We start from the raw sequence: 21,000 nt of genomic DNA, 5'->3' as shown, positions 1-21,000 counted from the left end.
GAGAACGAGGTGCGGGGCCCAGCCTCGCCGGCTGGGCCCCGCACCGTGCTCATTCGGCCGTTACGGCTGGCCGAAGGTGAGGATGAGTTGTGGTGAGGCGTCCGCGGCGGTGGATTCGGAGGACCACAGCCACAGGGGGTCGCTGCCGCTGCTGGTCAGGGCGAGGCTGTAGCCGGTGCCGAGGGCAGCGGTGACGGCGGTCTTGTCGAGGTCGACCGAGTGGATGGCCGATCCGTCGGGGACGGCTGTGATGGCGCCGAGCTGGGTGGTGCCGAGGGTGGGACGGGTGCTGTAGGTCGTCGTGCCGCTCCAGGCGCCGGTGACAGGCACAACGGAGACGGTGTCGGTGGTGCCGGCCCCTGTCTGGGTGGTGGTCTTGACCTGGAGGGAGGCTGCCTTGAGGACCTGGCCCGCCGGAGCGGCCGGAAGGTTGAAGCGCAGGTAGGTCTCGTACAGGGAGCCGCTGCCGCGGACGGCGAGCGAAGTGGTCGTCCCGAAGGCGGTGGAGGGGGCGCCCTGATTGATGTAGGTGTCCTCAGCCGCGGTGACCTTGACGACGGTGTCGTCGACGGCGTTGGCGAGGTCGAAGTGGTTCTTGACCTGGGCCTGGGAGAGGACGCTCGGGTAGACGGCGGTCTCGTCGATCTGACCGGCGAAGAAGTTACTGGTGGGGCGGTTCGGCCAGGAGGCGAGGTTGTCGCCGCCGACGTGCCAGAAGCCCGCGTAGGCCTGGTGGGTGGTGACGTTCAGTGTGCCCTTGTTCTGGCCGTCGACGTACAGGACCATTCCGGACGGGCCCTGGGTGGCGACGACGTGGTGCCACCTATTGTCGTTGTAGCGGTCCAGCAGGCCTGTGGTGATGGTGCGCGTGGAGCCGTTGTAGACGCCGAAGACCAGCCGGCCGTCGTTGGCCATGTAGACCTGCTTGTCGTAGCTGCCACTGTTGCGGGTCGTGTTGTTGCCGAACCCGATCAGCTTGCCGCCGCGCGTGGTGTTGGTCTTGAACCAGGTCTCCAGCGTGTAGCTGGATCCGACGGTCTGGCGGTGGTCGCTGTAGAGCTGCTGGCTGGTGCCGTTGAAGCCCATCGCGGTGCTGGCCCCGGAGACCGCACCCGATGTGACGCGCAGGGCCGGGGTGTTGACCTGAAGGCCGCTGGTGTTGCCGCTGCCCGAGGAGTCGGCGACGTACGGGCTGACGGTGTCGTCGTAGCGCCAGTACAGGTTGGCGCCGTCCGCACGGACCTGGCTGGGGTAGGCCTGCGCAGAGGCCGGGACCGTTACCGAGGCGGTCGCGGACAGGGCGCTGGTGTTGCCCGCCCCGTCGGTCGCGGTGACCCGGTAGGTGTAGGACTGGCCGGCCTTGACGGTGGTGTCGTTCCAGGATGCCTGCTGGCGCTCCCACTCCAGGGAGTCGGCGGTGACCGTGGCGATCGGGGTGGCCGAGCCGTTGCGGTAGATGCGGTAGGTCAGTTTGCTGTCGTCCTGGTCGTAGCTGGTGCGCCAGCGGACCTGGACCTCGCCGGGCCTGACGCTCGCGGCGCTGGCAACCGGGGTGGTCGGGGCGCCGACGTCGCCGGTGGAGGCGAAGCGGGTCAGACCCTGCTGCGCTTTGCCGTTGACGAGGGTGAACTCACCGCCTACCCACATGTACTTGACGTCGTTCTTCTCCGCCACGGCCATGACGCGCGGGCCAATGCCCTCGCCGATGCCGTCGTTCGCGGTGGGATGCCAGCCGAGCTTGCGCGGACTGGGCATGTAACCACCCACGGGCGTGGGGGCGGTGCCTTCGTAGTTGGTCAGCTGAGCCAGCAGGAAGTTCCGCTTGCCGTCGGGGAACTGCCCCTCCAGCGAGCAGTCGTGCGCGTGCGAAGAGCTGTACAGCACGCCCTGGTAAGGCAGGACGAACTGGGTGGCGCCCAGGCAGCGGTCGCGCCACTTCTCGGAGAAGTCGCTGAGCCGCAGGCCGATACGGCCGTCGAAGACACCACCACCGGTTCCCTCGTTGCCCGTGTAGAAGCCGCCCTCGGTGTCGGTGGAGATGTCCTTCACGACCGAGTTCGTCGGAATGTAGCCGTTCGGATACGCCTTGGTGAGCGCGCCGGTGGTGGAGTCGACGACGGCCAGCGCGTGGCTGTTGGCACCGTTGACGGTGAAGAAATCACCGCCCAGGAGCACGTTCTTGCCGTCGGGGGTGACCTCGACGGCGCGGCCCGGCTCGTCGGCGTTCGCGGTGAACGGCTTCAGCGCACCGGAGGCGGCGTCGACCGCGGCGAACCGCTCGCGGGTCTGGCCCTCCACGGTGTTGAAGTCGCCAGCCGCGTACACGGTGTCGTCCGTGACCGCGAGCCCGCGCACGGTGGCGGGGAAGCCAGGGTGGAAGGAGGCCTTGGGGGCGCAGGTCGCGATGTCGATCGCTGCCAGGCTGGAGACGGGCGTCCCGTTCAGCGCGCCGAAGTAGCCGCCCGCGTACAGGGTCTTCTTGTCCTTCGAGACGGCCAGCGCCCGGACCGTCGCGGTGCCGTCGCCGATGGTGAAGCCCAGCTTGCACGAGGCCGGGTTGCCCGTCGCGGCGTCCAGCGCGACGAAGTTCACGGCTTCCTGCTCACTACCGCCGCCCGATCCCTCGGGCGGGCGGACGGCGGAGAAGGTACCGCCCACGAAAACGGTGCCGTCGGCCTCGGCCATGGACCAGACGATGCCGTTGGGCTGCCAGGTGGGCAGCTCGTCCGCAGTGAAGGCGACGGGTGCGGTCACGGCGGACGCCTGTGGCATCAGCACCAGACCGGTGCCGGCACCCGCACCGGCCACGGACAGCACGAGGGCAGCAGTCAGCCCTCTGGATCTACGCATGAGTCTCCCAGGGCAAGGCACGGAGAGTGGCTGAAAATGTGCGGAGCAGCCACGAATATCGCCGCATAATATGCCCAGTCCAGCGGCCGAGGTACTGCGCTTCCCTCATTGGATCTGGATCCGTTGCACAGCCCCTGGCAGCGGACTTGAGGCGCGGCTCCTGAGCGCCAGCTCGAAGAGGGGGCGGGTGTACCCGCCGGGCAGGGGCCTGACGGGCGGCGCCAAGCCCAGGGGCGGCGGCTACGTGGTCTCCGCCGCCCCTTTTGCGCTTTCCCTGTCGCGGTCAGGCTAGGGCATGCGGCCGCGCACATTACACAGCCTGCGCCCGCACGCTTCTGTTTCGGCCGCCGGGACGGGGAACGTTGGCATGAGGTGTCGGCGGGTCAGCCGCCGATGGCGGGTGACTTCTTCGCCGCTGCGGGGATCTTCTGGTCGTTGCGGATGGCCTCCCACAACTGGCCGGCCTGGGGCTGGGCGACGATGACGCGGTTGGGGTCGACCTTGTCGTAGGCGACCGGCATCATGATCGTCTCCATGGTGTTGGCGTCGACGCCCTTCATGGACTTGGCGAAGTCGGCCAGGGCGGTGAGGGAGGCGAGGTCGGAGTCGGTGGTGAGGGACTTGGTTCCGGCGTCGGCCAGCTTGTAGAGGCGGGCGGGGTTGCCCATCGCGTCCTGGTTCTTGACCTCGGTCAGCATCGCGAGCAGGAACTGCTGCTGGAGGCCGATGCGGCCCAGGTCGCTGCCGTCGCGGTAGCCGTATCGGGTACGGACGAACTTGAGGGAGTCGGTGCCGTTCAGCCTGTGCGTGCCTGGCTCCAGGGTGAAGCCGCCCTTGGTGTCGTGGATGGGCTTGTCGAGGGTGACCGTGACTCCGCCGAGGGCGTCGACGAGTTCCTTGAAGCCGGAGAAGTCGACCTCGACAAGGTGGTCGACGCGGATGGCGGACATCTGCTCGACGGCGTTGACCACGCAGGCCGGACCGGCCACCGTGTAGATCGAGTTGAACATCACCCGCTTCGCGGACGGGAGCGTGCTGCCGTCCTTCTTCCTGCATTCGGGCCGGTCCACCAGGGTGTCTCGCGGAATGCTGACCGCGGTGGCCTTGGAGTGGCCCTCGGGTATGTGCAGCAGCATCGCGGTGTCCGAGCGGGCACCGCTCACGTCGCCGTGGTCGAGCTCGCCGTTGGCGCCGGCCCGCGAGTCGGAGCCAAGGACCAGGACGTTCTGCGCGCCCGCGACGACCTTCTGCGGCCGGTTGTCACCGATGGCCTGGTCCAGGTCGACACTGTCGATGTTGCCGTTGAGGTGGCTGTAGCCCCACCAGGCGGCGCCGCCCGCGAGCAGCAGCAGCGCCAGCAGGCTCACGGCGATGACGCGGAAGGCGCGCTTGCCGCGGCTGGTCCGGCGCGGGGTTCTGCCGCGCGTGCGACGGGGAGTGGTGACCTCGGTCATGCTGTTCGTGTCCTCTGCTGACGGGGAAGCGCTGGGGATGACGCGTGATTGCAGTCCGCCGGAACACCATGCGGCCAACGAAGCTCGGGCTGGGCGCCGGGGCTCCGTCCGCGGGGAGCGGTGCGCGTGCACTATAGGCAAACAGTCGGGCCGCTCGGGAGTCGCGCCGGCCTCCTGCGCACCTTGAGCAATGCTGGACGCGAAGCCCTTGGGACCGAACGACCAGGCGGCGACGCATCCCGCCGGAAGGCACTCGTACGCCCCTGGCGTGCTCCGCCCCTACATCCTGCCGCCCCGCAGTCCTCTGCCCCGCGAGGGGATGCCGTGCCGACCGGTGTCACCGCCCTGCGGTTCTCGGTGGGTGAAAGATGGGTGCCAGCATGTATAGACGGACTGATCGTGGTCACAAAGAATGCATCCGATTACTTTTCGCAGGTCAGGGACGTAACAGGGACCCCTTGAAGTGCTGGACACGGGGGCGAGGTCAGAGGGGAGAGGTCCGTCGTGTCGTTGTTTTGGCGGATCTTCGTGATGAACGCCATCGTCCTGGTCACAGCTGCCCTGCTGCTGCTGAGTCCGTGGGTCACCGTTTCCTCCCCTGTGCACTTCGGCGAGGCCATGGTGCTGGTCGCCGGGGTCATCGCGATGCTGGTGGCCGATGCGCTTCTCTTCCGCATTGGGCTGGCCCCACTCAAGCGGCTGTCCAAGGCGATGGCGGTAGCGGATCTGGTCAGGCCCGGGGGCCGTCCGAAGGTCGTCGGACATGGGGAGATGGCCGAGCTGGTCCAGACGTACGACCGAGTACGACCCCGCCGGTAGGGCCACCAAGGTGACCGTCACCGGTGGTCTCGGCACGGTCGTCCCGGCTGTCACGACGACGTACGACCCGAACAGTGGCAAGGTGGACGCGATCACGTCCACCGACGGCGGCACCATCAGGAAGTCCTACGACAAGCTGGGCCGCCTGATCTCCTACACCGACGCCGACGGGGGCGTGACCAACAGCACGTACGACGCCGACGGCCGGCCGGTCCAGGTCAGCGACAACGTACCGTCGAGCACCACGTACGGATACGACACCACGAACGACCCGCGCGGCCTGCTGTCCTCCATCACCGACTCGGTGGCCGGCACCTTCACCGTCAGCTACGACGCCGATGGCCAGGTGCAGAACAAGAAGCTGCCCGGCGGCTTCACCATGCGTCAGACCAACAACCCCGCCGGACAGCCGGCGGAGCGCACGTACACCCGCGACAGCGACGGCGCGCTCCTCTTTTCCGAGAACCTGCTGCCCACCGTGCACGGTCAGCGGGCCTCCTACACCGGCTCCGCCGGGCAGACCTCCAACCAGACCTACAGCTACGACAAGGCAGGACGACTCACCAGGGCACAGGACGACACGGTGGACGCCGTCTGCGTCACCCGCAGCTACACCTTCGACAAGAACTCCAACCGGAAGACGCGCTCCACCGCGGCCGCGGACCCGGGCCTCGACTGCACCACCAGCGGTGCAACCACGACCACCCACACCTACGACACCGCCGACCGCCTCGTCGACAGCGGCTACACCTACGACGCCTTCGGCCGCACCACCGCAACTCCTGGCACTACGCACGCGTACTACACCAACGACCTGGTACGCCAGCAGACGGCCGGCTCCCAGCGGCAGACCTGGACCCTCGACTCCCAGCTCCGCTTCCGCGGCTGGACGGTCGAGTCGAACGCCTCCGGCAGTTGGACGCAGACCCAGTCCAAGCTGAACCACTACAGCTCCGAGGTGGACAGCCCGCGCTGGATCGTCGAAAACACTGCCACCGGAGCGGTGACCCGCAACGTCGACGGGTTCGACGGAGGGCTGGCAGCCACAACCAGCAAGACCGGCGACACGGTACTCCAGCTCGTCAACCTGCACGGCGACGTCATGGTGCAGCTGCCGACTGCGGCCGGCCAGGCCGCAACGGTCCTCGGCACCGACGAATACGGCAACCGTACCGCGGGCCCCAGCACCGTCCGCTACGGCTGGCACGGCAGTCAGCACCGTTCCGCCGAGACGCAGACGAACCTCCTGCTCATGGGCGTGCGCCTGTACAACCCGGCCACCGGCCGGTTCCTGTCCAGCGACCCCGTGCCCGGCGGCAGCTGCAACGCAGCTGACTATGCATGCGCCGACCCGGTCAACAGCGATGACGTGACCGGGTGCGCCACCTGCCGAGTGCCGAAGCACGCCTGGACCGGCCGCACCTTCACCACGTTCCTGTACACCACTGCATGGAGTTTCGGCGGCTGGCAGGACTACAATTACCACTGGATCTGGGACGTCATCAGCGGCGACAAGGGCCCCGTGCCGATCACCGCGTGGAAGCGCCAGTACGCCTACCGAAAGCAGTACGTCCTCAAGTGCCGTGTCGTGGCCTGGTACGGATACGGCCGGCAGAAGATCCTGGCTACGCACGAGACCCACTACCAGTACTCCTACCGAGACGCGGTCACCTACCGAATACAGTTCACCCCCTTCAAGTGGACCCGGGTCGGTGGTTTTTCCTTTGCCCGGACATCATGGACATACGTGTCCAGCTACCAGATCATCTACACCAACGGATGATGCCTGAGCGCTGACCCGACAACGGGTGGGTGTGCCCCACGCTCGCATGAGGCACACCCACCCCGCTCATCATCGATCGACTGCGGTCCTGCCAACTGCCCGCGACCGCCCGGCACGAAAGTCCGTCCATGCTGTTCGCCGTCGCCGTATTCGCTATCGCCGTTACCGCTTTCACACTGTGGTGTTCCGTCATCGTGGTTCGGATGAAGGATCTGCCCTGGTGGCGCCGAGGTCTTCCCCTTGCCCTTTTCCTTGCCGCCAACGTCGCCAGCGCGCTTCGTGCCTTCGACATACCTGAAGTGGCCAACGCGGTGGCATTCCCCTTGAACGTCGGGGTCGTTGTCGTGGCGCTGGCGGAGATGCGTGCCGCCCGGCGGCGCCACGAGACACCTGAACCTGAATCTACCGCGTGAACGTGGCCGCTCATCGTTCTGATCGAGACGCTCGTCTTCTGCGTCATCGGCTATCACCTCAACGGTGATAGCCCGAGTATCCCGTGGGCGCTCGCAGGACTGGCCTGCGGCCTGATCACGGTCCTCGTGGTCAGAAGGCGCCAGAAAAAGTAGAGCAATCCATGCAGCCATCCAGGTTCCCTGGGTGGCCGCACACGTTTTCGTTGCTTACGGCATTATGTCTTGGCGGGCCAGCCGGTACGGGAGACGTCTCCGAGTCACCGTCTACTACTATGACGCCTGGAACTACCCGAGCTTTGCGACGTGCACAGGAAGGTGAATGGGGCATGAAAAATCCATTGGGAAACGATGGCATTCTAACTCGCGCAATCCCTCGGTCTTCGATCGTTATCGCAATTGCCCTGACGGTCGCCACATTCTCGGGTAACTCTTCCGCCACAATCAGGACAGTGGTATCGATTGCGGCGGCGGCGATCATTGCCCGCTGCGTCTATCTGATCACCCAGGGGAAGAGGGCGGCTCGACGAGACTGACCAAACACTCACCGAGCGACTAACCTCGATTTCTCGTGGCGGGCCGTCGATATTCGACGGGCCGTTTCGGCTTGTGGGGAGAGTTCGGCCAGGCCGGTCAGCCGCGCGAATTGCGATCGACCTCCCGAGGGTTTGCCAATCGAAGGGCCCTGCCTCACATTCGGCGGCGACCCAGAGTCGTAAGGGTCGGTGGCATTCGCGTGAAGAATGTCAACAAGCTTGCGCAGACGGCGTTTTCAGGACTATCCCCGCTGGTCATCGAGGAGATGGTCGACGAGGGCGAGCGGATCTTGGATTCTCCGTCATAATGGAGGCCAGGGTTCACCCAGAAGGCTGCAGAAAAGGCATGCAGCAAGAAACGGCACTTGACCCTAGGAATGGGATACACGCACTTCGCCCCAGCCGCGCACTAACATCTTGATTCTAAATCGCCGCCCGAAGGACGCGCAAAGCCGGACAAACTCGCCGGTGGCCCCGCGGAATATGAACCGCGGCTCCCCACCCGCGGCGGCCACCATGCCGTCAGCAACGGCCACCGCAAGAAGACGTCGTGGTGGTCGAGCTGGCATCGATGACATAGCGTCTTCGGCCCTGCTCTCCCGAAGCTGGAGAGCCGGGCCGAAGGCTGAGTACGATGAGATCTGGAGTTGCAGTGAGCGAATCACGAAGGAATTCAGGCGTGTTCTTCCTTCTTGGAGTAATCGGCTTCATAACGGGGATGGCCTTCTGGGCCACATCGGGCAGGGCTGCTTCGACCGTGATCTTCGCCTGCTCCTCAGTCGTATTCGCAGGCGCATGGACCTTCGAGCGGCTCGCCCAGCGAAGCGAGGGCAATTAGCATCAGGTGGCTCTTCCACGGCACCGGACGCCACCGTAGGTAGGTCTCACGAGCAGGGCCGCTCCTTCCGCGGCCCTGCTCTTTGCTTCCGATTCCTCCGGACGGGCCCCTCGGGCCAAGGGACTCAATGGAAAGAAAGACGAGCAGATGAAGACCGCCGCTCGAGCACTGGCAGAACCCGGCCCGCGCGCTCGGGCTGGGCGTGCCGCTGGCCATGGCAGGGATGGCGCTGATCACCCACTACCTCGTCGGGCTGGACTGGACGACGTCCTTCCTCGGTGGTGCGGTCCTCGCGCCGACCGACCCGGTGTTCGCCTCCGCGATCGTCAGCCGCAAGGAAGTACCGGCGAAGCTGCGGCAGCTGCTGAACGTGGAGAGCGCATCAATGACGGGCTCGCCCTGCCCGTCGTGCTGATCCTGATCGCCGCCGCCGGCCCCACATCGGGGCACGCGGAGTCCTCGCTGGCGACGATCAGCCTGGAGCTGGCGCTGGGGCTGGCCTTCGGGGCAGTGCTGCCTCTGGCGGTCACCGCCCTGGTACGGCTGCGGCTGCTCGGAGCGGAGCCCAAGCTCCAGCCGCTGCTGCACCTGACCACCGGGATCATCCTGTACGGGCTGTGCCACCTCACCCACGCCAACCCCTACCTCGCAGCGTTCTCCGCCGGCGCTGTTTTCGCCTCCGCATCCCCCGGGGCGAAGACCGCGTTCGAGTCGCTTGCGGAGCTCGCGAAGTTCGCCGCCCTGCTGGTGTTCGGCGCGCTGCTGACCCCGCAGCTGTTCGGTGACCTGCCGGTGGGCGGGTACGTGGCAGTCGTCCTGGCGATCGTACTGATCCGCCCCGCGTCCCTGCTTCTGTCGCTGCTGGGCACCGGTTTTGAGCGGCGGCAGAAGCTGGTGGCGGCCTGGTTCGGGCCCAAGGGCTTCGCCTCGGTCGTCTACGGGCTGCTCGTCCTCCAGGCAGGCATCCCGCAAGGCGAGCAGGCATACACGCTGATCGCCGTCTGCATCGCCTTCTCGATCATCGCGCACAGCAGCACGGATGTACCGATCGCCCGCCTCTTCGACGTGGACGAGGACCCGGCGCCCGCCTCGAACCGATCGGTACCGGCGGGCCCGGCGCTGTGAAACCGGAACGCTGCCGCTGCGGACGGCACCACATGAGGATGGGCCAGTGAGGCCGGGCAGGCGCGGCAGGCGCAGGGCGGGCCAGACCCGGTGGGTGGCCCGACGGGTGCGAGCCCAGGGTGTGCTCGCGTTGGTGTGCGGATTCGCTGCCCTGGTCCTGGGGTGTGTGCTCCTGGCCCTGGTTCCCGCCGCGGTGGCCGAGCGGAACGCCTTCGAACAGGAACCCGAGTGCCCCGCTCCCGCCGTCCAGACGAGCGCCCACTGCATCGGTACGGTTCGGTTCACCGTGGCAGCCGTGCGCTCTGAGTACCAGGGGCGCTCGGTGTCCCATTCGGTGCGCCTGACGGGAGGTGACCGGGGCAACGGCTGGGTCGAATTCGACAGCGACGGACCCGTGTTCACCCTCCTTCACGAGGGAGACCAGGTCACCGGGCGCGTATGGAGCGGCCACGTGATGTCGGTGACCTATCAGGGCGCCACCCAGCGGACCGACAACGACCCGACCGACGCCCCGCTGTTCCTGGCGGGGCTCGGGGCCGTCAGCGTGAGCATGGTCGGCTGGGCGCTCACATCCGGCTGGTGCCAGGTGCGTCATCCCCTCCGCTGTGACGGCCGCCACCGTCCCTCACCCCTCGTGGCGAAGCGCACGTCTGCGGGACTGGCCGCCGGAACGTTCGCCCTGATGTTCGTGCTGATCCTCCTCGGCGGGCCGGTCTGGCTGACGTGGCTGCTGTTGCTCGCCTGGGCGCCGGCAGCCGCACTGACACTCGCCGGGCACCTCATCACCAGAACGAGGAAGGCGGGGTAGCGAGCAGATCCGAGCGGCCTGGTGGCAGCCACCCGCTCATCCTCCCCATTTCCCTTGCGGTCCCTGCCGGGTTGACGCCAGGCAGGCTTTCATCACGGGCCGCCGTGTTCCTCTAGGGTGTGCAGCAGGTGCGCCGGGAAGTCTGGTCGGCAGTGGATCCGTCATGCCCACCCCAGGGAGAGCCCGTGATCGCCAAGGCCAGGAGGGTTCCCCTCGCCCTTCGCCGTATCCTGCTCCGGGCCCTGACGCCGGGACCGTCGCCGACCGTCGTCGTCCGCTACCGGTCCCGGGGGCGAGTCTGCGTGGTGCATTTCCCCGCGGGAAGTATCGACGGCCGCAACTCCCGGCTCATCGGAGCCCGCCTGCGGCGTGCACCGCGCCCCCGTACGGTCGTCTTCGAGCTGGACCTGCGCAATGTGACACATCTCAGCCCGGATGGAGCCATGGCGTTCTTCACGGCGCTCAAGGCCGCCCGGCAGCGCGGGATCCGGTTGGTCATTACGCATGCGGGCGATCAGCCCCTGAGAACCCTTCGGCAGGTCGGTTTCCTGCGAGCCCTGTCCGGCCCAGCCCTCCCGCCTCCGTCACTGCCGCCCATTGAAGAGTGACGAGAGGGCATGCGTTAAAGAGGCATAAAGATTGCCGGAAGCAGGCAATGAACCAGTCCGGTCACCAGTGCGAGGATCGCGTTGTCCAGCGGTACGGCAGGTCGGTCAGGAGGTTCTCATGGGCTTGTTTCTAGGGCTCGGCACGACGGGGATCGTTCTGCTGGCCTTCTCGCTGGTGTTCGACGGTCTGCTGGAGGGCGTCTTCGACGGCGCTCTGGACGGGCTGTTCGACGGGTGGCTGTCGCTGCCGGTGGTCGCGGGCTTCGTTTCGATGCTCGGTTTCACGGGGGCGATCGTGCTCGGGTCCACCGGACTCGGGCCGGGAGCGGCAGCCGCCGCCGGTAGTGCCGCGGGGGCGGGGGCGGGCTGGCTGGCGTGGCGGCTGAGCCGGTCCCTGATGCGGGACCACAGCGGGGCAGCCCCGCGAGGTGAAGAATTGGTCGGATCCGCCGGCACGGTGGTGACACCGATCCCCGCCGAGGGGTACGGAGAGGTCCTGCTCCGGCTGGCCGGACAGCCCGTCAAGTACGCGGCGACGGCCGACGGCCCGCTGGCCCGTGGCTCGGAGGTGTGGGTGACAGCCGCTCCGTCGCCGACCTCGGTCGCCGTCCGTGCCGTAGAGCACTGACGCATCCTTCCGCCAGCCCATTCACGCTTCACCATCATCGATCTGCCGCCTCGGGGGCAGGAGGGGATCCCTCATGAGTCCAGTCGTCACCGCGGTCGTCGGAGTGGTCGTACTCCTCGTCCTGCTCGCCCTCGTGGTCGTCACCAGGTACAAGGTCGCCGGCCCCAGCGAGGCGTTCATCATCACCGGCCGGCGCGGAAAGAGGTCCACCGACCCGACCACGGGTCAGACCACCACCGACAACAGCGGTCAGAAGGTCGTGGTGGGCGGCGGGGTGTTCGTCGTCCCCTTCGTCCAGCAGCGCTACACCCTCGACCTGTCCAGCCGGCACATCCCCATCGCGGTACGCGGCGCGGTCACCCTGCGCGGCATCAAGGCGAACCTCGAAGGCGTCGCGATCGTCAAGGTCGGCGGCAACGAGGACGCCATCCGGGCCGCCGCCCAGCGTTTCCTCCAGCAGCAGGACGGCATCGTCGGCTTCACCCAGGAGGTCCTCTCCGGCGCCCTGCGCGCCATCGTGGGCCGCATGTCGGTGGAGGACATCATCCGTGACCGCGCCGCCTTCGCGGGGCAGGTCGCCGAGGAGGCGGAGGCCAGCCTCTCCGGGCAGGGCCTGGTCCTGGACGCCTTCCAGATCCAGGACATCACCACCGAGGGCTCCTACCTCGAAGACCTCGGCCGTCCCGAAGCCGCCCGCGCCAAGCAGGAAGCCGACATCGCCGAGGCCAACTCCCGCCGGGCGGCCGAGCAGGCCCGCCTGAAGGCGGAGGAGGAGATCGCGGTCGCCGAGCGCACCCTCTACCTGCGCCAGGCGGAGATCAAGGCCGAGACCGACGCGGCGGCCGCCCAGGCCAACGCCGCCGGTCCGCTGGCCGAGGCCGACCGCCAGCAGCAGATCCTCGGCGAGCAGGAGAAGGTGGCCGAGCGCCAGGCCGCCCTGACCGATCGCCAGCTCGACACCCAGGTCCGCAAGCCCGCCGACGCCCGCCGCTACCAGGCCGAGCAGGAGTCCGAGGCGCTGCGCGTCGCCCGCGTCAAGCAAGCCGAGGCCGAACGCCTCGCCGCGATTGCCGCCGCCCAGGGCGAGGCGGAGAAGGCCCGCCTGACCGGTGAGGGCGAGAAGCAGCGCCGCTCCGCACTGGCAGAGGCGGAGGCCATCGAGGGCGCCAAGCGGGGCGAGGCCGAACGCGCCCGCCGCGCGGCGATCGCCGAAGCCGTACGCCTGGAGGGCGACGCGGATGCCTCGGCCATCCTGGCCAAGGGCTCGGCCGAGGCAGAGGCCATGCAGAAGAAGGCGGAGGCCTTCGAGAGCTACGGCGACGCCGCGATGATCCAGATGATGGTCGAGGTACTCCCGCAGGTCGTGGCCAAGGCCGCCGAACCCCTGTCCGCCATCGACAAGATGACCGTCATCTCCACCGATGGCGCGAGCAAGCTCACCCGCACCGTTGCCGACAACGTCGCCCAGGGCATGGAACTCCTCGGCTCCACCACCGGCGTCGACCTGGCCCAGCTCCTCAAGAGCTTCACCGCGCCCAAAGCTGGCACTATGCCCACGCCGGTCTCCACCGAGGGCGCCGCACTCAACGGCAAGATCGAAATCGTCGGCTAACCGCACACGCAGTAGTCTTGGGGCCCGCTGAGGGAGCGGGCCCCAAAGACTGCTCAAGCTAACCGCGTCATACCGGGCAACCCCCGCCACACCTACCTTGAGCACCACCGAGTGATCGCGTACTCCCGTTCACGTGCCAGTCAGAGACGGTGCCGCCCAGCTGCCGAGCAACCGCAGCGCGGTGTACGCGCGGGCGTCTGGCGCCGTGAAGACGACCAGGGCCCGCCCCTCGTCGCCTGGCAGCGCCAGGGTCTCGTACGCGAGGTCGAAGCCGCCGACCACGGGATGCTGGAAGCTCTTCGTTCCGTACGACTTCTCCCGCACCTCCTGCGCCGCCCACAGAAGCCGGAACTCCACGCTGCGAAGACATAGTTCGGCGACCAGCCGTGCCGTCCGCGCGTCATCGGGGCGGCGCCCGGCGGTGAAGCGCAGGAAGCCGACGGTCTGGCCGGACACGTCCTCCCATCGCGGATACAGGTCGCGGGCGGCGGCGTCGAGGAAGACGTGACGTGCCAAGTTGAGCTGCTCGCCGGGCGACGGGGCCGGGGCTCCGAGGAGAGCGCGGGCCAGGTCGTTGGCCTCGAGAACATCCATCGCAGGACTCAGGACATACGCCGGGACGGCACCCACCGCGGTCACCAGGCGTCGAAGCCCGTCCCGTACCGGTACGTCCCGCGCCGGGTTCGCGGTATCGAACGGTGACGGTTCGACGGAGGCGCGGCGGGGCCCGCGCGCGAGGTCGTACAGGTGGGTCCGCTCGGCCGCGTCGAGCCGTAGCACCCTCGCCAGAGCGTTGAGCACGGCATCGGACGGATGGCGGGCGCGGCCCTGTTCCAGGCGCGTGTAGTAGACGACGCTGACGCCCGCGAGCTCGGCGGTCTCTTCGCGGCGCAAACCCGCGACCCTGCGCCGGCCGACGGTGGTGACTCCGGCCACCACCGGAGTCACGCGGGCGCGCCGTGACATCAGGAAGCCGCCGAGCTCATTGTCTGGGTTCATGCCCGCCAGTATCCGACGCCGGACACCCCGGCAACCTGTCCCTGCCAGTACCCCCATCCCCGTCTCCTCGCCTGGTACTCGGAGGGTAATGGTTCCCCTTCCGCCGGGCCCGCACCGTGGACCCCACCGCGGCACGACGGACGCGGCGGATACGAACAGACACGGAACAGGAGCATCTTCGATGCGCGCAGTGGTCTTCTCCCGGTACGGCGACGAAAGCGTTCTGGAACTCACCCGGCGACCGTCCCCAGAACCGGCGGATGGCGAGATCCTCATAGAGGTCAGGGCTGCCGGGGTGAACCCGGTCGACTGGAAGCACCGCGAGGGAGCGGTACGAAGCGATCGGCCGTTCCCGCTGGGGATGGGCTGGGACGTCGCGGGAGTGGTGCGGACCACGGTGCCCGGCGGCCCTGCGATCGGCGAGGCCGTGTACGGGATGCTGCCGCTTCCCTACGGCGGCGCCTACCAGGAACTGGCCGTGCTCCCCATCTCCGCCGTGGCCCCCAAGCCCGTCCGGCTGTCGTACGCGGAGGCCGCCGCCGTACCCCTGGCCGCGCTGACGGCATGGCAGGCGCTGGAGGCTGCAGGAACCAAAGCCGGGCTGCGTGTCCTGGTGCACGCGGGAGCTGGTGGTGTAGGCCACTTCGCCGTGCAGTTCGCCCGGCACCTCGGCGCACACGTCACGGCCACCGCCTCCGCCCGCAACCTGGACTTTCTGCGCCGACTCGGCGTCGACGAGGCGGTTGACCGCATGCACACGGGTCTGTCCGCCGCGGACCCCTTCGACGTCGTCCTGGACACAGTCGGAGGTCCGGTGCAGCAGGCATCGTGGCGGCTCCTGCGGCCGGGCGGCACCCTGATCACACTCCCGGAACCCCTGGATGAGGCGCACCGGCTCCCCGGTATCAACGCCCGCCGTGTCATCGTCACCCCCGACGGCGAGACACTGCACCGGATCGGCACGCTCATCGACTCAGGCGTAGTACACGTCGAGGTCCAGGCCGTCCTCCCGCTGGAGGAAGCAGCCGAGGCGCATCGAATCAGCGCGGAAGGCCGGGTGCGCGGCAAACTGGCGCTCAGCCTCTGAGGCACCTGGGGCCCGGAGTGCGACGCCGCCTGCGCCTGCTCGAAGGGGACACTTTCGGCGTGGCCATGTGATTCGTCGGGGCAGCCCTCCTCCCCGACCTCGTACTCCTCCCCCTGTACCCGGTGACCGACCGGGCGGCGCAGGCCCTGTTCAGCCGGGCCTCGACGACGAGGGGCCCGTACCGCGGGTGAACGTGAACCACGTCCGCGTGCACGCCTTCGTCTCCGGTGTCCTGCTGCTGGTCTGGTGGCCGCTGGGCTCAGCGCCAGGCTTGCAGCGAGACGAAGTGACGGCCTCCGGCGGTGGTCCACCGATCGGCCTCGGTCCATCCCGACGAGGCCGCGTGGCGGGTCAGGGCGGCGGTGCCGACCAGGGCCCACGGGAAGACGGCGCTCACGGGCCGTTGCCCGGCGTGGATCCGGGCGCGGCGGCGTTCGTCCACGTCAGTGGCGGCGGTCTCCACCAGGAGGAGGCCTTCCCAGTGGACCAGGTCTCGCACCCGGCGCAGCAGCCGTCGGGGGTCACCGCCGATACCGATGTTCCCGTCGATCAGCAGTACCGTCCCCCACCGGCCCTCGCCGGGGAGCGGATCGAATACGGACCGGCTCAAGGCCGGGCCGCCCCGGCACACCGTCGTGATCACGGCCGAGGGACAGACGTCGATGCCGAGCACCTGGCGCCCCCGTGCCGTCAACGCCTCGACCAGCCGACCCGCCCCGCATCCGATGTCCAGCACCCGGCCGGCGCACCGGCGCAGCACCGTCCCGTCGCCCTCGTCTGCCCGGGCGCACCACCGTTGCAGGTCCAGAGGGAAGCACCAGCCCTCCGCGTCGCACAGGGTCAGGGTGCACTGCGGGGTGTGGATCGCCCGCACGTAGGAGCCGCTGCTCCAGGCCCGGCGTTCAGGAGCGGTCATTTCCGATGTTTCGCCACAGACTCCGCCCGCTGTGCGCGCCTGGCCGCTGATTCCCCCGAACGGCCTCGCGCCGCACCATACGGAGCGAGGGGACGGCCGGGGCGCAGCCCGTCTTTCCCATCAGGGCATCCTGGGGCGGTGTCTTCGATATCAGCGCAGCCTCAACACTCGTTCCCCGATGGGCGGATGGTCGTGTGTGGTGACGACGGTCTGGCCCGTCGTCTGGCCTCAGAACTCAGGGACGTATACATGGAACGGGTGACGCTCGTGGCGCCCGCCGCCCGTGCCATACCGCCCACTGTGAGCGGTGCTCCTGGCACGCCGGGACGGGGGCGGTTCGAGCGGATTCCCCGCACGCGGGCCCGGAACGCCGGCGGGGAGCGCACAGCCGTGAGGGAGTTGCGGGTGCTGAATGCTGCGGAGCCGGATGAGGAGGTGCTGGCCGCGGCGGGGGTGGCCAGGGCCGCCGCCCTGGCACTCGTCTACGAGGACGACGACACGAACGTCCGGGCCGCCCTGGTTGCCCGGCGCCTGAACCCGAGACTGCGGCTGGTGATCCGGCTCTACAACCGCAAGCTCGGCCAGCACCTGGAAGAACTCCTCGACCAGGCCGCGCTGGTGGCGGAGCCCGGAATCGACCTGCGCGAGCTGGACTCCTCCACGACCGTGCTCTCGGACGCCGACACGGCCGCCCCCGCTCTGGCGGCCAGCGCCGTCGCGGGCACCAGCAAGGTGGTCCAGGCCGACGGTCTGCTGCTGCGCGCGGTGGAGCGCACTCCGCGGGGAAGGGGAGAGGTCGCCGATCCGGGACTGTGCACCCTGGCGTTGCTGTCCGCGACGACCAGCGACCCGGCCGGCGCGGAGGGCGCGGAATCCAGCGGGGACCGCGGTCCGCAGCTGCTCCCGGACGACCGGGCCGTGGCCGCGGCCACGGGGCGCGGCATCGTGGCCCTCGAGGCGGTCGTGCACACCGGCGCCAACCGATCCGCGCAACGGCTTGGCGCCGGGGCCCTCCCCGTGGCTTCCCTGTTCTCACTTCGGCTCCGGTGGTCCCTGGCCGGCATGGTGGCCGCTGTCACCGCACTCGCGGTGGCGTCCTGGCTGACGACGGGCGACCACCCCCTGCACGCCGCCTACATCACGCTGCTCGACATCTTCGCGATCAACGACCCCGCAGTGGACGACCCCACCCAACGCCAAGTCCTCCAGATCCTGGCCGGGTTCGTGGGGCTGCTCCTGCTGCCGGTCCTGGTGGCCGCCGCCCTGGAAGCGCTCGGCGCGTTCCGCACGGCGACGGTCCTGCGGCGGCCGCCGCGCGGGCTGTCGGGCCACGTAGTCCTGCTGGGGCTCGGCAAGATCGGTGCACGGGTACTGGCCCGGCTGCAGGAGCTGGACATCCCGGTGGTGTGCATGGAGTCCGACCCCGATGCACGAGGCCTGGCCCTGGCCCGCCGGCTACGCGTGCCGGTGGTCATGGGTGACGTGACCGACGAAGGAGTGCTGGAGGCCGCACGCATCCACCGGGCACACTCGCTCCTCGCCCTGACCAGCTCCGATACCACCAACCTGGAAGCCACCCTGTACGCCCGCGCCGTCAAGCCCGACCTGCGGGCCGTAGTACGGCTCTTCGACGACGACTTCGCCACCGCCGTCTACCGCACTCTGCGCGCCGCCCACCCGGCCGCCCTGACCCGTAGCCGCAGCGTCACCCACCTCGCAGCTCCCGCCTTCGCCGGCGCGATGATGGGCCGCCAGGTGCTGGGCGCCATCCCGGTGGAGCGTCGCGTCCTGGTCTTCGCCGCCCTGGACGTGGCCGGGCACCCGCACCTGGAGGGCAGGACCATCGCCGAGTCCTTCCGCCCGGGTGGATGGCGGGTGATCGCCCTGGACACAGCGGCTCCAGAGGACCGGCGCCCCGACCTGGCCTCCGCGCCGGGCGCTGGGCCCTCCCGTCGCCCCGGACTGGTGTGGAAGCTGCACCCCGGTTACGTCCTCAAGCCCGAAGATCGCATAGTCGTGGCCGCCACCCGCCGGGGCCTGGCCGAACTCCTCGGCCGTCGGGGGTAGCAGGCACCGGGGACATAGCCCCATCGGTGATGCCGAACGCCTGGTTATCCGGATGTCCGCTCCCCCGGCTACCAAGTGGAGGCCGCGACGGCCGACGGCGGCTCGGCCACCATCTCCCGCGGCGTCAGGCTCCTGGTCGACCTGCGGCTGGACGAGGTGGAGGGACATGTGGACCGCACCGGATCGATATGCGCCGACGTGCACGTCCTGGCCGCCACCGGACCGCTGCACGGCAAGCCCGCCACAACCCACTGGCTCACGGCCGCCCACCTGGCGGCCGCACACCCCGAAGTCGCTGTCGACCCGGACCTGATCTCCATCCGGTCCGGACGGTGTGAACGTGCGCCCGAGTCACCTCGGAGATGGACTTCAACACCGACAACATCGCCTTCGACCTCACCACCGACGAACCGCTGGCCCGATCAAGACCCGCCAATTCACCAGCTTCAGCGCCGCCGCCAAATAGGACGTCGGCAGCCGCGTCTGGCTCGGCGTGCACTACCCGTGGGACGCCACCGACGGCCTCATCCTCGGCGACAAGGTTGCGAACCAGGTGTTCACCACCAAGCTCCGCACCCTGTGACGTGAACGGAGGGCGGGAGGTCCTGTACCCCCGCCCCACCGTATGGAAGCCTGGGGCGCCACCACCCGTTCCCTCCCTCCAGGAGACATGCCATGCCCCGACCCTCCTCCACCGGGCCGGTGTCGCCTCTCCTCGTGTTCGGCGCGACCCTGTCGGCGGCGGGTGCCTTCCTCTACCTGCACCCCGGCCCCGGACTGCCGCTGCTCGCCCTCGGTTCGCTCGCCCTGGCGGCTGCGGCCGCGGTCTGGTTCTCCTCCCGGCAGCACTGATCTCCTGGGCCGCCGACGACGTAGGCCTTTCGTCATCGGGAACGACCTGGCCCCGGGACCATGGATCCCGTTGGATGCGGGGAACGATTCCACATGGAGAAGGACCGGCAATGAAGGAGACGAAACGGCGCCGCATGGCGCTCGCCCGGGACTGATCCCGGCGGTGCTGGTATTGGGCGCCGAGCTGCACTGGTTCCAGCCGTGGAAACTGTGGCAGAACAGCACTGTCCGCGAGACACTGCTGGCCACCGCCCAGACGTCGTCGACCTCGCCATCCTGCCCCTCCCCCACCCCCGCGGAACCGAAGACCGTCGCCAAGGGCACGTTCATCAGACATGAGCACTCCACCACCGGCACCGTGAAGGTGATCCGGCCGGGCAGTAGCGCGTCCCCCCGTGGACTGATCTTGTCGCTGTCCACCATCGGCACACACTGCCAGTGACCGACAGTCTTCACGGGCTCTTGATGCCGATGTCTGTGAAGCACGGGGCACGTGGCACGCTGGTCCGCGTCAAGAAAGCGTCAGGGGCGTGTCAGAACCGGGGGAAGTACGTGACGGAGCGAACGTCAGCAGGGGATCATCTGGCGGGGTATGCCGACATCGTCGCCGCGGCCTGCACCACTGGACGCCGACTCCACCGGGATGAACTGGACTCCCGCCGCACCGAGGGAGAACGTGCGGCAGAGGCCGGTCTCCCGTTGCGAGGGCTGATTCGGGACCATCTCGCCGCGGCACAGACCCTGCGGCCCACACCTACCTCGCCAGGTCCGCTGCTGGCCGTGGTGGAGCAGGCCGTCGACGCCTTCGTAGAGGGCTACGAACGTGCCCAGCAGCAGGCGGTCCGCCAGGAGGAGGCCGCGCGCCGCGAGTTCATCGACGACCTGCTCTACGCCGGCAGCGATCTCGGCCGCCTCGCGGAGCGGGCAGAGCGGTTCGGGCTGCGCCTATCGCGGACCCACGCGGTGGCCGTCTCGGCCGGGCCCGAGCCGTACGGTGACGGCTTCCGGGTCGCCCGGAGCATCGAGATGGCGGTCCTGACTCGCTTCCCGGGGCGACAGATCCTTCTGACCACGAGGCAGGGCCGACTGATCTGCGTGGCCCCCGGGGACCAGCCCGACGTCCTGGCCTTCTTCGCCAAGCATGCGCACGCGGCCACCGACGGCGGCAAGGTCGCCGTCGGCCGTCCCCACCCGGGCCCCGGCGGAGTCGTCCACTCCTACGAGGAAGCCCTTGGCGCCCTCGACCTCGCCGAGCGAATGAACTTCGACGGGCCTGTACTGCACGCCGCCGACCTGCTCGTGTACCCCGTCCTGACACGTGACCGGCAGGCCATGGCCGACCTGGTGGAAAGCACCCTCGGCCCCCTGCGCTCGGCGCGGGGCGGCGCTCGGCCACTCATCGAAACGCTCACCGCCTACTTCGACAGCGGTTGCGTGGCCGCAGAAGCCGCTCGCCGCCTGTCGCTGAGTGTGCGGGCGTTCACCTACCGGCTGGAGCGCATCCACACCTTGACGGCGGCCGACCCGGCCGACCCGCTGAACCGATACACCCTCCAGACCGCCGTGATCGGTGCTCGTCTCCTCGGCTGGCCGACCGACGATTCCTGA

16 protein-coding genes and 1 pseudogene are annotated in these 21,000 nt (G+C 68.8%); 13 read left to right on the top strand and 4 right to left on the bottom strand.

Translation table 11 applies throughout. The annotated features are described in order from the left end of the window. Nucleotides 1-60: 60 nt before the first annotated feature. Both ACIA8F_RS19780 and ACIA8F_RS19775 read right to left on the bottom strand, forming a co-directional pair. Nucleotides 61-2,850: a DNRLRE domain-containing protein gene (locus ACIA8F_RS19780; protein WP_399380313.1), complete on the bottom strand. Its 2,790-nt coding sequence runs from the start codon at nt 2,848-2,850 to the stop codon at nt 61-63. 383 nt (nt 2,851-3,233) lie between these two features. Next, complete coding sequence (locus tag ACIA8F_RS19775) at nt 3,234-4,304, bottom strand: LCP family protein (RefSeq protein ID WP_399380311.1); 1,071 nt, start codon at nt 4,302-4,304, stop codon at nt 3,234-3,236. 504 nt (nt 4,305-4,808) lie between these two features. Between ACIA8F_RS19775 and ACIA8F_RS19770 the strand changes: the two genes are divergently transcribed. From ACIA8F_RS19770 to ACIA8F_RS19735, 8 genes and pseudogenes are all read left to right on the top strand, one after another. After that, nucleotides 4,809-5,123, top strand: coding sequence for a hypothetical protein (locus tag ACIA8F_RS19770; RefSeq protein ID WP_399380309.1), 315 nt, complete (start codon nt 4,809-4,811; stop codon nt 5,121-5,123). Continuing rightward, nucleotides 5,068-6,906, top strand: a complete 1,839-nt coding sequence (locus ACIA8F_RS19765) for an RHS repeat-associated core domain-containing protein (protein WP_399380307.1) — start codon at nt 5,068-5,070, stop codon at nt 6,904-6,906. Before ACIA8F_RS19770 ends, ACIA8F_RS19765 begins: the two co-directional genes overlap by 56 nt. 128 nt (nt 6,907-7,034) lie before the next feature. After that, entirely contained in the window at nt 7,035-7,319 is a 285-nt protein-coding gene (locus tag ACIA8F_RS19760; protein WP_399380305.1) for a hypothetical protein, read from the top strand. 1,537 nt (nt 7,320-8,856) lie between these two features. Next, nucleotides 8,857-9,815 (top strand): annotated as a pseudogene (locus tag ACIA8F_RS19755) (cation:proton antiporter); the annotation flags it as partial. Between the two features lie 133 nt (nt 9,816-9,948). Next, on the top strand, nt 9,949-10,623 hold the full coding sequence (locus ACIA8F_RS19750) for a hypothetical protein (protein ID WP_399380303.1): 675 nt from the start codon (nt 9,949-9,951) through the stop codon (nt 10,621-10,623). A 185-nt stretch (nt 10,624-10,808) separates the two neighbouring features. Further along, a complete protein-coding gene (locus ACIA8F_RS19745; RefSeq protein WP_399380301.1) occupies nt 10,809-11,231 on the top strand; it encodes an STAS domain-containing protein in 423 nt (140 codons plus the stop codon). 118 nt (nt 11,232-11,349) lie between these two features. Then, nucleotides 11,350-11,859, top strand: coding sequence for a hypothetical protein (locus tag ACIA8F_RS19740; protein WP_399380299.1), 510 nt, complete (start codon nt 11,350-11,352; stop codon nt 11,857-11,859). A 73-nt stretch (nt 11,860-11,932) separates the two neighbouring features. Beyond that, nucleotides 11,933-13,471, top strand: a complete 1,539-nt coding sequence (locus ACIA8F_RS19735; protein ID WP_399380297.1) for a flotillin family protein — start codon at nt 11,933-11,935, stop codon at nt 13,469-13,471. A 129-nt stretch (nt 13,472-13,600) separates the two neighbouring features. Here ACIA8F_RS19735 and ACIA8F_RS19730 read toward each other — a convergent pair whose 3' ends face one another. Beyond that, nucleotides 13,601-14,470 carry a helix-turn-helix transcriptional regulator gene (locus ACIA8F_RS19730; protein ID WP_399380295.1) on the bottom strand — a complete coding sequence of 290 codons (870 nt, stop codon included), beginning with the start codon at nt 14,468-14,470 and terminating at the stop codon, nt 13,601-13,603. 181 nt (nt 14,471-14,651) lie between these two features. Here ACIA8F_RS19730 and ACIA8F_RS19725 point away from each other — a divergent pair, with 181 nt between their 5' ends. Continuing rightward, nucleotides 14,652-15,557 (top strand): NADP-dependent oxidoreductase, encoded by a 906-nt coding sequence (locus ACIA8F_RS19725; protein ID WP_399380293.1) that lies wholly within the window; start codon nt 14,652-14,654, stop codon nt 15,555-15,557. Nucleotides 15,558-15,816: 259 nt separating this feature from the next. Here ACIA8F_RS19725 and ACIA8F_RS19720 read toward each other — a convergent pair whose 3' ends face one another. Next, nucleotides 15,817-16,473: a class I SAM-dependent methyltransferase gene (locus tag ACIA8F_RS19720; protein ID WP_399380291.1), complete on the bottom strand. Its 657-nt coding sequence runs from the start codon at nt 16,471-16,473 to the stop codon at nt 15,817-15,819. Nucleotides 16,474-16,659: 186 nt separating this feature from the next. Between ACIA8F_RS19720 and ACIA8F_RS19715 the strand changes: the two genes are divergently transcribed. From ACIA8F_RS19715 to ACIA8F_RS19700, 4 genes are all read left to right on the top strand, one after another. Next, complete coding sequence (locus tag ACIA8F_RS19715) at nt 16,660-18,540, top strand: potassium channel family protein (protein WP_399380288.1); 1,881 nt, start codon at nt 16,660-16,662, stop codon at nt 18,538-18,540. Between the two features lie 675 nt (nt 18,541-19,215). Further along, the gene (locus ACIA8F_RS19710) at nt 19,216-19,392 is read left to right on the top strand and encodes a hypothetical protein (protein ID WP_399380286.1); all 177 of its coding nucleotides are present in this window, start codon (nt 19,216-19,218) and stop codon (nt 19,390-19,392) included. Nucleotides 19,393-19,462: 70 nt separating this feature from the next. Beyond that, entirely contained in the window at nt 19,463-19,834 is a 372-nt protein-coding gene (locus tag ACIA8F_RS19705; protein ID WP_399380284.1) for a hypothetical protein, read from the top strand. A gap of 110 nt (nt 19,835-19,944) precedes the next feature. Beyond that, nucleotides 19,945-21,000 (top strand): PucR family transcriptional regulator, encoded by a 1,056-nt coding sequence (locus tag ACIA8F_RS19700; RefSeq protein WP_399380282.1) that lies wholly within the window; start codon nt 19,945-19,947, stop codon nt 20,998-21,000.

Source organism: Streptomyces sp. NPDC051563, assembly GCF_044454225.1.
Lineage (GTDB): Bacteria > Actinomycetota > Actinomycetes > Streptomycetales > Streptomycetaceae > Streptomyces.
The sequence above is the reverse complement of the archived record's forward strand: the minus strand, read 5'-3'. Positions and strand labels throughout refer to the sequence as shown.